The sequence below is a fragment of the Gluconobacter kanchanaburiensis NBRC 103587 genome, assembly GCF_007988905.1.
Taxonomy (GTDB): domain Bacteria; phylum Pseudomonadota; class Alphaproteobacteria; order Acetobacterales; family Acetobacteraceae; genus Gluconobacter; species Gluconobacter kanchanaburiensis.
Genome location: NZ_BJVA01000016.1, coordinates 1 through 13,606, shown reverse-complemented (window position 1 = coordinate 13,606; position 13,606 = coordinate 1). Strand labels below are relative to the sequence as shown.

Annotated in this window: 10 protein-coding genes; 5 read left to right on the top strand and 5 right to left on the bottom strand. The window is 49.0% G+C overall.

The window, feature by feature from the left end:
• Positions 1 to 70: 70 nt before the first annotated feature.
• Entirely contained in the window at positions 71 to 1,609 is a 1,539-nt protein-coding gene (locus GKA01_RS11175; RefSeq protein ID WP_228120030.1) for a carbohydrate porin, read from the bottom strand.
• A gap of 331 nt (positions 1,610 to 1,940) precedes the next feature.
• Here GKA01_RS11175 and GKA01_RS11170 point away from each other — a divergent pair, with 331 nt between their 5' ends.
• On the top strand, positions 1,941 to 2,888 hold the full coding sequence (locus GKA01_RS11170; RefSeq protein WP_146862962.1) for a LysR family transcriptional regulator: 948 nt from the start codon (positions 1,941 to 1,943) through the stop codon (positions 2,886 to 2,888).
• A gap of 270 nt (positions 2,889 to 3,158) precedes the next feature.
• On the opposite strand, the gene GKA01_RS14085 is transcribed toward GKA01_RS11170, so the two are convergent.
• Both GKA01_RS14085 and GKA01_RS11155 read right to left on the bottom strand, forming a co-directional pair.
• Positions 3,159 to 3,413, bottom strand: a complete 255-nt coding sequence (locus GKA01_RS14085) for a transposase (RefSeq protein ID WP_371859272.1) — start codon at positions 3,411 to 3,413, stop codon at positions 3,159 to 3,161.
• An 89-nt stretch (positions 3,414 to 3,502) separates the two neighbouring features.
• Positions 3,503 to 4,693 carry an MFS transporter gene (locus GKA01_RS11155; protein WP_146862958.1) on the bottom strand — a complete coding sequence of 397 codons (1,191 nt, stop codon included), beginning with the start codon at positions 4,691 to 4,693 and terminating at the stop codon, positions 3,503 to 3,505.
• A gap of 102 nt (positions 4,694 to 4,795) precedes the next feature.
• Here GKA01_RS11155 and GKA01_RS11150 point away from each other — a divergent pair, with 102 nt between their 5' ends.
• Complete coding sequence (locus GKA01_RS11150; RefSeq protein WP_228120036.1) at positions 4,796 to 5,698, top strand: LysR family transcriptional regulator; 903 nt, start codon at positions 4,796 to 4,798, stop codon at positions 5,696 to 5,698.
• 684 nt (positions 5,699 to 6,382) lie between these two features.
• On the opposite strand, the gene GKA01_RS13850 is transcribed toward GKA01_RS11150, so the two are convergent.
• Positions 6,383 to 7,780 carry a hypothetical protein gene (locus GKA01_RS13850; protein WP_228120029.1) on the bottom strand — a complete coding sequence of 466 codons (1,398 nt, stop codon included), beginning with the start codon at positions 7,778 to 7,780 and terminating at the stop codon, positions 6,383 to 6,385.
• A 31-nt stretch (positions 7,781 to 7,811) separates the two neighbouring features.
• Positions 7,812 to 8,219, bottom strand: a complete 408-nt coding sequence (locus GKA01_RS11140) for a MobC family plasmid mobilization relaxosome protein (protein WP_146862952.1) — start codon at positions 8,217 to 8,219, stop codon at positions 7,812 to 7,814.
• A 313-nt stretch (positions 8,220 to 8,532) separates the two neighbouring features.
• Between GKA01_RS11140 and GKA01_RS11135 the strand changes: the two genes are divergently transcribed.
• From GKA01_RS11135 to GKA01_RS11125, 3 genes are all read left to right on the top strand, one after another.
• Positions 8,533 to 9,753 carry an SMP-30/gluconolactonase/LRE family protein gene (locus GKA01_RS11135; protein WP_146862949.1) on the top strand — a complete coding sequence of 407 codons (1,221 nt, stop codon included), beginning with the start codon at positions 8,533 to 8,535 and terminating at the stop codon, positions 9,751 to 9,753.
• A gap of 303 nt (positions 9,754 to 10,056) precedes the next feature.
• Entirely contained in the window at positions 10,057 to 11,442 is a 1,386-nt protein-coding gene (locus tag GKA01_RS11130) for a DUF6538 domain-containing protein (RefSeq protein WP_146862946.1), read from the top strand.
• Between the two features lie 1,529 nt (positions 11,443 to 12,971).
• Entirely contained in the window at positions 12,972 to 13,547 is a 576-nt protein-coding gene (locus tag GKA01_RS11125) for a hypothetical protein (protein WP_146862943.1), read from the top strand.
• Positions 13,548 to 13,606: the final 59 nt, after the last annotated feature.

Genomic DNA, 13,606 nt, shown 5'->3' with positions numbered 1-13,606 from the left:
GGATGAAGACGATTTTGTACGAAAGTGATCATACCCTTTCAGGGTTGTCAGATGACTGGAGCAAGGTTGATTAAAGCGAGACATTGAATGCCATGCCTAGGATTGCGGCATCATGGTATCGTGTCGTCGCACCAAGGCGGTTCATGTATTGGAAGTCAGTCTGAAGGCTCATACCTGTCATGATGTGATAGGTGTAGAAAAATTCGTAAATATCTTCGTGAGACTGGATGCCCTGCGGTGTGCCAAAGTTTGATGATTGAAAGGGGAGACCTGCCGAAGCTGATGCCTCTTCCTGCATGATTACGGAGCGGCTGAAGTTAAGCCATTGAAAGGCGATGCCAACAGCATCTTTCGGCCGACCCCATGCGTGTCCTGTATCCAGCAACGCACCGACAAGGTGATGATTGACGGCTGATGTCTGGCCGGGAGCATAAGAATAGGATCCGGCTAGTACCAAACCGTTCATGGGCCCTTCACCGTGGCGTATCAACATTTGGTCGGCCATCACCCACATTGATGCCTGACCACTTTGATACCGTGCAGGTTTGCCTGAAAGAACCCATGCATGGCCGGTTCCATCGTCATACAGGTCTTTGTATCGCGAATTGTCATACATCGCGCCTAGTTTGTAATGGCCGATCAACCTGTCGGGTCCAAATTCTGGATTCCAACCTATTTCAGCTTCGGCAGATAGCTTTTTGAGTCCGCTTTGCCCCCAGGACCAGCCAGAAATGCCACCATTATAATTGTGGGGCGAGACTGCAAATAGGCCTCCCATTACGTAATAATGGGGGTTTGGCATAAGTCGCAGGACAGTCCCGATATTGCCAGATGGCCAGTCTCGCCCACCATTAAGGTATTTGGTAGGTGTGACGTTGCCGCAAAGAGAGACATTCATAAAACTACAGACCCAAGGAGCCTGATTAAAAAAAGTGCCAGTTGGAATCCAGCCAATAGACCAGTCAACTTTTCGATTTAGCCAAGCCTTCTCAAAATAGGCATCGACAAGATGCGCCACGACATTTCCACGTGCACCGTAGATTTGCTGTGCCTGTGTGACGTTGTCGCCGATATTGCCGCTCAGGTTCCGTCCATTACCGTTTACAGCCAATGTGTGCAGCCAGAAATCCTGAGACCACCTGCCCCCAATAAGTTTGTTGAAGTCTAAGTCGACCGTAGCAGCGACTTGTCCTGCGGCAGTCTGAGTGCGTTGCCTACCGCCGGTTATATTTCCTGCAAAACTCTCATAAACATCGAGCGCGACATAAATGCCGCGTTTCTGCAGCCAGGGCTGTATACCCAACCAGTCCCCAAACGCATGTGTTGTGCCATATGGAGGGCCAAAAGACGGAACTCCACCAGGTGATTGTAAAAATCCAGGGATAGTCTCCATTGAGGACGCCATAGAGGGCATTGCCATTTGGAGTTCAGCATCTGATTTTGCAAATACGCCACCATCACCGGGGGCCGCCATAGAGACCTCAGGAAGAACGGCGCCGAATAATATTACTACAATGGAAATATTTACTTTATTGATAATAGATTCGTTGCAATAATATAGATTATGAAATATTTCTTTTGAATTGTTTATGTATTTAACGCAATTCATCAACCTCCTCCCGACATTATATTTAAATCTATTCCATTTTTTATTTTCACAAGTGGTTGGTATAGGTTTTATTATCTATGCAATATTTTCTTGTTTTCTCAGGGAATCAAGATATCAAAGTGCGAAAGCTGGATTTCTCATTCGACGAAGGGGACGAGTTCTCTGGGGGAGATATCTAAATTGTTATTGGCGCAAAGATTACAACATCGGCATTAGGTCACGCTACTCGCATGTGCGGTTTGATGTGTAAGAGTTTTTTAGCCTTTTCTGCATCTGGCGCGCACAGCAAATCCCCCTCGTTTAGGGGCAACTAAATTAATAGGCTGTTCTGATGATCAACCATGAGGATATGGGTGTGTTTGCGCAGATTGCCAGTACTGGCAGCCTGTCGAAAGCGGCGCGAAATCTAGGTATCTCGCTGACTGTTGTTTCCAAGAGATTAAACAGGTTAGAACGTGACCTTGGTGTGCGCCTCGTGAATAGATCTTCACGCAAGACGCGCCTGACTGATGAAGGTTACGCGTTTATCCCAATGGTGCGCGATATTCTATCACGTATTGAAGCTGCCGAGGCTTCTGTCAGCATGCACAAAACGGAAGTGGTTGGGACCTTGCGCGTCACTGCTACAATTGAATTCGCATCCGGACTGATCGCTCCTATCCTTGGAAAATTTTTACATCAGAACCCAGGCCTGAAAATTGAACTGATTTCAACGGACAAATTGTTAGATATTGTGGGGGAGAATATTGACATAGCGGTTCGTCAGGCTCCGTTGCGTGATTCTGGATTGGTGGCGCGTGCAATCGCTCCGGATTGGCGCGTCCTCGTTGCATCGCCGGACTACATAGCTCAGCATGGAGCTCCTATGACACCCGCTGACCTCGCAACACATCGTTGTATTGTACTAGGTGATCCGCCAGTGACAACCTGGCGTTTGAAGCGGGGAGTGGAACAGGTGTCGACAGATGTTAGCTGGACCATTCTGAGTAGTGACGGCGGCGCCGCCCAAGGAGCTTGCATTGGCGGTGCCGGTATCGCTCTTAAGTCAATTTGGAGTGCACGTTCCGAACTTACATCGGGGCGACTTGTCGAGGTGTTGCCTGGTTGGCGTCCACCATTTATTCCAATTCAAGCGGTTTCGGCCTCTCGTCATCATCAGCCATTGCGCGTTAAAGCATTTATTGATTTTCTGCGACTTTCTCTGCAGGATGAACTACGCACATGCCCGGTTCTTAGCAAAATGACCAACATCGCGACTTCGGACTGGATGGCCCAGTAACTGTGCTTAAGAAGCCGAGCCAATACGCCACCGCAGGCCTGCTGTTTTAAGGACGGCATTGGCGATTATGATGAGGCACCGCGCGATCGCGATGATCGCCAGTTTATGTGGGTTACCCCGCTCCTTTATGCGCCGGGCAACATCTTTCAGAACTAGATTAGGGCAGCCAGCTGGAGGGTTCGAGAAACCCACCATAAGCGCTTCTACTACATAACGATATCAATAGATTACAATTCTGAATTAACAGGAAAAGAGGGTTGTTCGAACCATCTAGGTCCACCAGAGTTTGCAGCAGGGCATCCCAGACACCCTATTCAGCCCAACGCCGGAACCTGACATAGACCGAGTTCCATTTTCCGTACGCTCATGCATGCCCCGCAACGGACAACCGGTGCGTAGGACATACAACATGCCGTTGAGAAACCGGTGGTTGTCTCCGGATGGCCGTACCCAGCGGCCACACTCGGATGGCAAAAGCGGACTAATCAGCGACCATTCACGATCCGTCAGATCCCCTCGTGCCATCCCCGCTTCACCCGAAGCAACCAGTGAATCAGATCTTAGGATGAGGTATAGACCTTTTGTCAACGCGGCCTACTCCTCCATTTTAGTTTTTAGTGCGCGACCTTCCCTGTTTTTCGTCCGATACCGATCGCCAGTACTATAGCTAAAAGCGCAATGATACTGGTTATCAAACCCAAAAATTGGATGCCAAAATTTTCAATTACAAATCCTCCCATGATGGCGCCTAAACCAATGCCGCAATTGGCCATCGATACATTGAGAGTGCCAGCGAGAGCTTGGGCATGACTTGCAGCGCTCATCACCCGAACCTGCGAAATAGCAAAAAGCGCGGTATTAGCCATGCCCCACAGAGCGAGCGGGATTGTCAGCTCACAAGAATTATGAGCCCACATATCCGTCGCAACAGTACTAATCGCAAGAACTATTATTGCGACGATAGTTGGGCGCATCGGGTGTCGACCAACAAAGTGAGCAGCAAAAGAATTCCCGACCAAACCAACCACGCCAAAGCCCATCAACCACCATCCGATCTGCGAGGAAGGCACATGAGCGATCTTTTCTAGCGTGTCAGCAAGGTAGGTATAGGCTGTGAACATTGCCGTAAAGACCAACACAGATAACAGCAAATGAGCCAGAAAGATCGGTTGATGTAAAATTTTTAACTGATGTGACAAATGGACACGGTCATTCCCGGCAATCGATGGCATACTCTGGGCGAGTAAACCGAAAATGGCTAATGAAAGAACGGACAGCCCCCAAAATGTACCGCGCCACCCAACAACCGTGGCCGCAAGCGTGCCGATGGGGATCCCCAACACCATACCGGCCGCGATACCCATATAAACATGTGCAACCGCCTTACCTGCCTTTTTTGTGCCAACGAGATCAGCTGCTGTTTCACTCGCCGTGCCCCAGAAGATCGGGATGACCATACCTGGGACGAAGCGGGCTACTGCCAGGACCCAAAAGGTAGGAGCAACCGCAGCCAGTATATTGGCTGCCATCAACACGAGCATAAGTACAAGAAACAGATGCTTACGATTATAATGAGATAGTAAGGCTGTCAGGGGAGGTCCAGATACCATTACCGTGAAGGCAAAAAGCGTCACAAGTTGTCCAGCCGACGCAATCGAAACTGAAAACTCCTTTGCCAGAGCCGGCAAAAGGCCAACAATAATGAATTCCGTCGTCGTCATTGCGAATGCAGCGATAGATAAAAGGGTTACCGTCAGCCCCGTGTTGGACTCACCAGCAGATAGGCTGGGGGTAGGACCATGCATAGCGATACTCTCCAGTTTTCCTTCCCTTAAACTTGATATAAATTCTAGTCATGAGGTATTAATTCGCATGAGGATTGAATTTTTGGAAACCATTTGATCGATATGCCAGACAATCTGAAAGGTCTCGAGGTTTTTGTAGCGGTGGTGGAAAGCGGCAGCTTTACGGCCGCCGCTAAGCATTTGCACCTGACAGTTTCTGCGGTCAGCAAAGCGGTAGGGCGACTGGAAATACGGCTAAACAAGAAGTTGTTCGAACGAACAAACCGGTGCCTGGAGATAACCGAGGCTGGCACCGCGTATTACGAAACCTGCGTGAGGGTAATGACCGAGCTCGCCGAAGCCGAAGCAATGCTACAAGCACAGGGAGCGGAACCTGTCGGAGCTTTACGTCTCCATGTGCCGGTCGCATTTGGGCGCATGCGCGTAATGCCTATCATTTTGCGTCTTGCTTCCACCCATTCGGCTTTACGACCGCAGGTCGCGTTTAACGATAAAATGCTAGATCTAGTCGAGGAAAAAGCCGATGTTGCAGTACGCCTTTTATCAGTAAATCAGGCACGGGAAGGGTTCAGCTCCTTATATCTTGGGACGGAAAATCTGGTTCTTTGTGCAGCACCGACCTTTGCTAAACGACATGGACGCCCAACGGATCGATTTGATCTCTCTCGTTTCGACTGTGTCACTTACGGGCGTTCGGATGGCACTGTAGCACCATGGCAGTTCGATATAGGGCGTGATGGCACAGAGCGCCGCGACATATCCTCATCTCTTGTGCTAGGTAGCGCGGAAGCACAGGTCGAAGCAGTGAAGGCTGGACTTGGAATCTCGCAGCTTGCAAGCTGGCTCATTGAAAAAGAGTTGCAGAGTGGCGAGCTGGTCGATCTCGCGCCGGATATGAGCGCCTCAGGCCTGAAGTTGCACTTGGTCTGGCCCAAACAACGCGAAACAAGTGCAAAAGTATCGATGACACTCGATGCTCTGTCAAAATATTTAAAAGTATCATGAAATATATATGGTAAATATTTTCTAATTTTTTAAAAAATTCATCCTTTTATAAAATTAATCTTTTATATTAACGATAACCTATTTATATATAGAAAAATTTTATTCATCTAAAGTTCGATTAGGCATTTTAAACTTCAAATCACGATTTATAGTTATGAAATTATGATAATAATCCCCAAACGTCATAAACTTTAATCCGAACGACGCGCAGTTTTCTAACAAAAATAATTCAGAACGATTCTTGAGCCAGTCTATTAGACGAAAGCACAAAATGAGCTCTCTACAGAAAAATTCCTTGAGTGTTATTTTCTCGACGGATCACATCAAAAGATTTATGTAACACTATGTGCGGTAAATCTTCTGATGGCCGGAGTTTAAGCGCAGAGCAAAACAGACCGATTTCACTCAAAGCCCCCTGAAAGTCTCCACGCCGTTTGAGTGTCACGATGCGGGTCCTGACGTCATCAGGGATACGGCGTGGCGGTCGTGCAAGCGTTTGAAGCTGAACGACTGCCTGTTCCGCCTTCTCAACTTCTGGCGCACGCTCTTCATGCCATTGTTCAATAAGTTGGGCACGCTTGTGCTCCGCATCGCGACAATGCCCTTTCACCCAAACGCGACATGCCTTTTCGTTAAGAAGGGTGCGGAGAAGCTTTTGCCTACTCTCCGCATACTCCGCACAATTCATCTGCCGTTCAATCGGAACCGGGAGCGCTGCAACGGTGCAGGCTTTGTGCCGCTCAGTCCGAGATAATAAAGAACTGCCTGCACAATATAGCGCAGGATTTCACCGAGCTGCGCTAACGCTTGTTGTAGAGCCTCTTCTGCCTTCGAGACTTTCTGTCCTTTGAACAGGACCCAACGCCCTGCTTCCAGCTGCTCCAAGTCTTCGCGAGCACGCTGCACAGCCTCATGGGCTTTCTTTAACCGCTCTCGTCCTTGCTGAATCCAGGCCATGATCCGCTGAGATTGAATATCGAGCGGTATCTCCGGTCCATACCTCTTTTCTAACGGATGCTTGGCGTTCAAAACGCCACGGGCCGCTTGCATTTCCGTCTTCCAGTCCTTGAAATAGATCTGCAATCCGGGGCTCAGACGCTCAGGGTTTTTGAACGGCACAATGCTGGGCAGACGCTCTTGAATCCGAAGCCGTTCTGCCGTCGTCTCGTCAGTATGTTCCCGCTGGCTCAGGAAGATCCGTCTGGCTTCTCGTGCCTGGCTCTTTTGAGCGATAGGACGCAGATCCAGAAGCGGCTTTTTGGACGCTTCGTCTTCAAGAAGCTGTCGGAAGTCTTTCATTCTGACTTTCGTCAGTCGCGTGAATGACCCAATCAACACGCCATCAGCTGTCTCGATGATGTGGGCCTCACGCCCGCGATCTGTTCGATCTCCAGCCCGCATGTGCCAGTTCTTGCTCGACAGGAAATGCCTGAATTTCCGCAAATCATTCCCGGAGTTCTCCCAGAACGTCATGATCTCCCGTCGTGCAGTGGGAAGATCAAAATCCTGGCGTTCCGCCATCCGTCTTGCTTGTGACGTATAGGCTGCAACGGGAGGCGGTGTCTTCTCAGTCGGAATCAGGGCTTCAACTTTTCGGGCAGCGTCATGCTCCCCACCCTCTTTAAGGGCTTTGACGATAGCTTTGTCATGCCGTCCTGGAACCAAAGCATGCCCCAGCCTCACCTCCGTCAGACGAGCCAGTTTTTCCAATCTGACCCATGAAAATTTGCTGCTGAGAACATGGTCCTCTTGCCACTCAGGCAATAAGAGATGGCCGTGAGTTTTCCCGTCTTTCTGATGAATAACGAATGTTGTTCGTTCGGGATCAGCCCCAAGTTCTCGGCAGATGTCTCCCGCAAAGTCAGAGAGCTGCTGGTCTGTCATCGCTTCAGACGGATTGAAGGCGATATGCCGCAGGCCGTATCGAATGCCTTCGCGTTTCGCTTCTTTCATCCAATCCTTGAGCAGATAGTCACTGCCAGCCATGAGGCGGATGGCTTCGTTCTTTGCGGCAGACAGAACATGCCTTGAGACAGCCTTGTGCCCGCTACTCGTTTTAATTCTGGTTTCTTGCACAATCATCGTATCGCACTTTGCGAAGGCCGATGCGTGTTCAGTGCACCAAGTGCACGGGAGCAGAATGCGACGGAAGCTTAACCCTGCGGATACGTGCCGGACGCAGAGTTTTCAGCAAACTATCTGTCCGGTCCTTAAGGCGGTCGATGTGCTCCAGCGTATCAGCACAAGCCGCAGCATCGCCAAGATGGGCCATATGAGCCAATTGGTTCAGGTTATTGCCGATGCGAGATAGTTCGCCGCGCAGGCCACGGATTTCAGCACCGACATCTCCGCCAAAACGATGAGAGACTTCTGCATCGTGCAGCAAGGTTCGAACCCATGCAGCCGTTGTGGCGTGACCACGAGCATGAGCGGCATTGTTCCAGCGTTCTGTTTCGTCAGGCGACGCACGAACGGACAGACGGGAAGAGCGGATATGAGATGGAGATGGAACAGTAGGCATAACGAGGCATCCTGTTTTCTTTTGCGTTTGAGGGGGTCAACGGGGGAGGTACTCCCCCTTGCCAGCTGTTTCGTGGGTAGCCACGAAGCACTGCTGGCTCAGGACAGAAGAACTCCCAAAAACAGAATAGCAATTCAGAAACTGAATTTCAGAAAATGACAGACGAAAAATAAAAATACTTCGAAAGTAGAGTGGATTTATTTTGAGAAATTCAAAATTTTCAAAAAATATCCCTCAAGGAAAACCATACGAAATGGTGACTTCTCTCACTTGGGCAGTCGTGACAAGACGCATATGAGCCAAGGAGAACGTGATGACTGCGCCCTTTTCATCTTCCAAGACCGACCTTTTGAAAAAGCCCCCGACCCGCCGTACTATTCTCACAGGGCTGGCAGGCGCCTCTCTCCTCGGCTTCAAAAACGCAAAAGCGGCTAATCCTTCTGGAAGCATTACCCCTTCCAGCGTCGTCAGCCAGCCTGCACGAGCCTGGGGAGCACAAGCTAGCCCCAGCTTCCTCCCTGACCCTGACGTCCTCTTTCTCGACCCGTCCTTCAAAGACCTGACCTATTTTGCAGCCCCTATTCGTCGCGTTTGGGACCAAGGCGGATGGCTGGAAGGGCCCGCATGGAGCACGGAAGGCCGCTTTCTGGTGTTAAGCGATGTCATCCGTTCTCGTGCTCTGCGGTATACATGGGAGACGGGCGAGATTTCAGACTTCCGTCCTGATAGCTATGCCGCCAACGGAAACTGTTTCGACTTCACAGGACGTCTCATCGTTTGCGAAGATTTTTTCCGTCGCGTGGTCCGTTGGGAACATGATGGCAGCGTCAAAATCCTTGCTGACCGCTATAATGAGCAGGGTCTCAATTCTCCCAATGATATCGTTCCGCACCCTGACGGCAGCGTCTGGTTTACAGACCCGGGATACGGCACAAATCTCGCCGAAGGTCATCCCGATGCGCCCGGTGGTCCGACAAATCCAGACGGCAAAATCAGATGGAATATCGGGCGAGAACTTATCGGCGAAATTGGCGGCACAAAACGCCAGGCAGACCACGTGTTTCGCATTGCTCCAGACGGCACACTGACAGCTGTTCTGCAAGAAAAGGACATTCGCGACCCGAATGGCCTCTGCTTTTCGCCAGATTATAAAAAGCTTTACGTCGTCTCCACGCCCAAAGGCCCCGGTCAATCCGTCGGGGGAGATCAGGCCATTCATGTTTACGACGTCAAAGACGGCACTCTGAGCAACGGTCGCATTTTCAGCACCATGCAATTAAATGGCATCCAGATGAATCCCGATGGCATCCGCGTCGACGTTTTTGGAAATCTCTGGTGTGGCGCTTCAGGCCCGCTTGGCCTCTGTGGCGTCATGGTGTTCAACCCTGCCGGAAAACTCATTGGGCGCATCAGGCTGCCACAAGGCTGCTCCAACCTGACCTTTGGTGGTCCCAAGCGTGACCATCTGTTTATGTGTGCCGCAGGCTCCCTCTTTACACTTCAGGTCGGAGTGCAAGGTTTCGCGCCGTCTTAATGACGGCCAGCAGGCTGCTCCACGGCCTACGCTCCTGATAAGGCCCCCTCGCGCAGAGGGCTCTATGGCGTCTTGACGTTACCAGAATGTCTGCCAGAATCCCGATGAGTATATGGCAACTGAAAGACTGGCGTCGGCGTTTTCGACATCTTTTCAAGAGTTTGGCTGCGGGACGCGTCCCGCAACATTGGGTTCGAGTCCCGCAGCTCGCACCACAGACTTCCCGGAAATGAACGGTTTTTCGGCCTGAATGGGGCAAAGACACTCTTTGCTCCACCGTCCTTCCCTACTGAAGGACGTCTCATGCTCCGTATTCGCGGCACCACTTATCACTTCCGCCGGATCGTACCCCCTGCCCTACGCTCTGTGCTGAACCAGCGAGAAATCTGGGTTTCTTTAAAAACAGGCTATCAGAACGAAGCCCGTAAGCGGGCCTCTTTGCTTCATGCGAGAACAACCGAACTCTTTGAGAAGACCTCTCAGGCTTTGGCTGCGGGACAGGCGCGACAAGCCGTCCCGCACGTGCGGGACGCACTGAGTGACCTGCATCGCCTGCTCGACAGTCCGGCAAGCATTAAAGCGGTACCTTTACCCGTCTCAAGACCGAGACCACGACCGCAGAACATGCGAAAGGCTTTGGCAGTCACAATACCCAAGCCGAAGCCCCAGCCTTTGCTTCTGTCTGAGGCTCTGACGCGGTTTGTTCTCAAAAACCCACACGCTAGCGCTGACACCTGCAAAGCCACCCAGAGAGCCGTAGAGCTGTTCCTACAAGCCTTTGGTGATGCGCCTGTCTCTATCATCGGCGGCGAGAAAGCCGGAGCCTTCCGGGACTTACTGTTTTCCCTGCCTGCCTCACTGGGAAAGCGGAAAAGCAGTCTCACACTCACAGAGGAGGCAGACCGTGCCAGAGAAGACGAACGCCCCACTCTGAGCGGCAAGAGCGTGAAGAACCACATGATGCGGCTCTCAGCCCTCTGGAACCAGTTGCTGCAACGGGAACTGGTCAAGAAAAACCCATTGACCGGATGGAGCTTTGAGAACGGCTCCAAGACCATTCGGCGAGGTTGGAGCACTCAGGAATTACACACCGTCATGACAGGAGAGTGGCCCAGTAGCTCCGTCCCAGAAAGCACATTCCGGCTCGTCACGATGATAGGGGCTTACTCAGGCCTGAGGCTGGGGGAAATCTGTCATCTAAGAACAGAAGACCTTCAAACGATTGACGGTATTCCCTGCTTTGTCATCCAGCCTCATACAGACAGCGGATGGTCACCCAAGACCGACGTTGGAACACGAATTGTTCCTGTGCACTCCAAACTCATTGAGGCAGGACTGCTCATCCTGAAAGACACAACGGACGGCCCGTATCTCATTCCCAGCCTCAACATGTCGAAGGACGGTGTTCGAGGGACAATCTTCGGACGGTCATTCTCCACGATGAAAACACGTCTTGGACTTCCTGCTGAGATTACGTTCCATTCGTTTCGGCACAGCGTCTCGACGCAACTGCGGAACGCTTCAGCCGACATTCGGGAAATCTGGATTGATAGGCTTCTCGGCCATGAGGCAACGCACAAGAGCCAAGGGACTTCGACCTATCTGAGCGGCATCACGACGACCAATCTCAGACAGACCGTCGAGGCGATTTCCTATCCCGACGATATCTTCAGAAAAGGCTGGAGTTAGGCCGGGAGCCAGCAGTGCTCAATGGCTACCCAAAGGGTCGCATCGAGCAACTGGCAAGGGGGAGTGCCTCCCCCGTTGACCCCCTGAAAGATAGAAAAATATGCCGTCTCCAATGGCCGCTTCCGCCTCCACGTGGACGTTTGATTGGATCGCAAGGTTCACCAAAACCAGAAAAATCTTTAGTTTTTTCTCTGTTTACGTTTTTTGAGAAACCATCCACAATGAGGCTACGAAGTTTTCAGGATATTTGTATTAAATAGAGAAATTATTTCAATAAACCGAATAATAATATTTTTATATATGCAAAAAAATCAAAAATTGCGCATATTAAAAAATAATATTCGCCACCCAAAAAAATGAGCTATATAATGCTGTCTCCATTCCATTCTTTCCATACAAAACGCCTTACCAGCCGAATATCCGAACTCGAAAAAGTATTTTCACCTAAAATTATGGAGAATTTATGGAAGAAATATATAAGGCCCGGCCTTCGAGATCAAGAAATACCAGACCTACACGACTATAATAATTTTCATTGGAATAGAAAAGAAATATTCTCACGACTCTGTAATGTAATATACTCTGGAAATTATATTCCTCAGAGATCGGTTCCCGTTCGCATTGAAAAGAAGTTGGGTGTAACAAGAACGTTAGTATTGCCATCCGTCAATGACTGCTTGATCCTTCAATGTATTGTGGAAAATATTTTACCTACCGCCCTAAAAAAAACAACCATCCAAAAATTAATTTTCTAGCAGAATTCACGGATTTGCTCAAGCCGATATTTCTTTTGAACGAGATTATATTTGGTTTCGCCAATGGCAAAAATTTTCCAATATGCGATTAGCAATGTCCAGTGGTCATAATTATGTTTGCGTAACCGATATAGCCAAATATTTTGACAATATTGACTATTCCCACTTACGCAACATTATTTCAGAACTTCACAGCACAGGGGAAGTAATTCTTGATATTTTATTTTTGGTTCTTGACAAAATTAGCTGGCGCCCAGATTATCTACCACCATCCAATCGAAGCCTCCCTCAAGTAAATTTCGACGCCCCACGCCTTCTGAGTCATGTATACCTTTACAAAGTAGATTCTTTTTTAAAGATAACAAATAATAATTGCTTCGTTAGGTGGGTTGACGACATAACAGCAACCACAAATTCCCTCTCAGAGAGGCAATCGTCTACTTAGAGACTTAGATCAAATACTGCAGACACGGGGATTGCGATTAAACTCTGGTAAAACCAGAATACTTTCTGCTAGCCAAGCAAGAAAATTTTCTACGCACAGGAAAATAAATTCTTAGATAAAGTGAAAAATGATCTTAAAACTATTCCTATTTCCGGAAATAGGAGAAAAAATTTATTAATAAAGTACGAAAATAATTTGATAAATTCCAGAAAATAGAACCCACAGGGCAGTGGGAGAAAGTTTCAAAGCGGTATTTGAACCATTTTACAACTGTAGATGATAACTACGCACTTAAATTCGCAAAAAATAGGTTGTCGTCAGATCCAGGGATGCGCGATAGCATTTTACGGTATTTTAGTGAGCTCGGACCAAGGCGAGACAGATTTAACAGCATAGCAACATATCTGACCGGTCCAGATATTCTGGACGACGCGTCGATTATGTTCGCATCTAAGGTTCTTACTGACTGGCACGTTATTCCAAACAGTATATTACATAGAGATATCCGTAATTTAGCCGAACAATTGGCTTCCTCCCAATATGTAGATCGCAACCCTTTTTTCTTAATGGCCGCTTTGTGGATAATGTGTAAATATGGTCTACGAAAACACATTCTTCAGGTGATTGAGCAAACATCAAATATTTGGACACATTCTGAGTTCCTTGCTCGACAAGTTGCCGCCACATACGGAAAATTTCGAGGCCATAAACAAGGAGAGAAAATGAAAGATATGGTTGTTTCGTTAGGATACGAAACGGCTTGTTCTGTTTTTGCGTCATTTGAGAATATGACTGCAGGACCATTGATTACGCGAGAAATTCGACTTTATGTTCTAAATGGAAAAAATATTACCTACTCAATACAACGAAAGGTATTTCTCCACTCCCGCACCCTCAGAGCCTGACTGAAACGACGATTTAAATAGTTTTTAGCAGAAAAATACGCCTTGTTTGACACAGAGAT

Excerpts from the sequence above, each read along its gene's own strand:
- GKA01_RS11175 (WP_228120030.1), bottom strand. The coding sequence starts at position 1,609 with ATGAATTGCGTTAAATACATAAACAATTCAAAAGAAATATTTCATAAT.
- GKA01_RS11170 (WP_146862962.1), top strand. The coding sequence starts at position 1,941 with ATGATCAACCATGAGGATATGGGTGTGTTTGCGCAGATTGCCAGTACT.
- GKA01_RS14085 (WP_371859272.1), bottom strand. The coding sequence starts at position 3,413 with ATGGCACGAGGGGATCTGACGGATCGTGAATGGTCGCTGATTAGTCCG.
- GKA01_RS11155 (WP_146862958.1), bottom strand. The coding sequence starts at position 4,693 with ATGCATGGTCCTACCCCCAGCCTATCTGCTGGTGAGTCCAACACGGGG.
- GKA01_RS11150 (WP_228120036.1), top strand. The coding sequence starts at position 4,796 with ATGCCAGACAATCTGAAAGGTCTCGAGGTTTTTGTAGCGGTGGTGGAA.
- GKA01_RS13850 (WP_228120029.1), bottom strand. The coding sequence starts at position 7,780 with ATGATTGTGCAAGAAACCAGAATTAAAACGAGTAGCGGGCACAAGGCT.
- GKA01_RS11140 (WP_146862952.1), bottom strand. The coding sequence starts at position 8,219 with ATGCCTACTGTTCCATCTCCATCTCATATCCGCTCTTCCCGTCTGTCC.
- GKA01_RS11135 (WP_146862949.1), top strand. The coding sequence starts at position 8,533 with ATGACTGCGCCCTTTTCATCTTCCAAGACCGACCTTTTGAAAAAGCCC.
- GKA01_RS11130 (WP_146862946.1), top strand. The coding sequence starts at position 10,057 with ATGCTCCGTATTCGCGGCACCACTTATCACTTCCGCCGGATCGTACCC.
- GKA01_RS11125 (WP_146862943.1), top strand. The coding sequence starts at position 12,972 with ATGCGCGATAGCATTTTACGGTATTTTAGTGAGCTCGGACCAAGGCGA.